This window comes from Gilvimarinus sp. 1_MG-2023, from assembly GCF_030548285.1.
On sequence record NZ_JAUOSC010001219.1, the window covers coordinates 1 to 259 of the forward strand.

The window sequence follows — 259 nt, forward strand, 5'->3', positions numbered from 1 at the left end:
GTACCCGTTGCAGCAGGGAGTCCGGGGCCAGCGCGGTATTGCTCGCATCAACGGCGGAGTCGGACCAGAGCACCAGGCTGCCTTCCTGCAAGCTGTCCAGCCATTGACTGGCGGCGTCCAGATTATCGATCACCAGTGCTTGCAAGTAGTCCCCCAGGACTGCTTCCACTGCATCTTCCCAGCCTCGTTCAACCTGCAGCCGTTCTGCCAGTCGGGGTTTGCGCGCCAGCTGACGGCTTTCCAGCCAACGGGCCATGGC

At 62.9% G+C, this 259-nt stretch carries 1 protein-coding gene; it reads right to left on the reverse strand.

All coding sequences use genetic code 11. The annotated features are described in order from the left end of the window. Positions 1 to 259, reverse strand: a 259-nt coding sequence (locus tag Q4563_RS20745) for a hypothetical protein (protein ID WP_303605861.1), incomplete at both ends; no start/stop codon positions are given.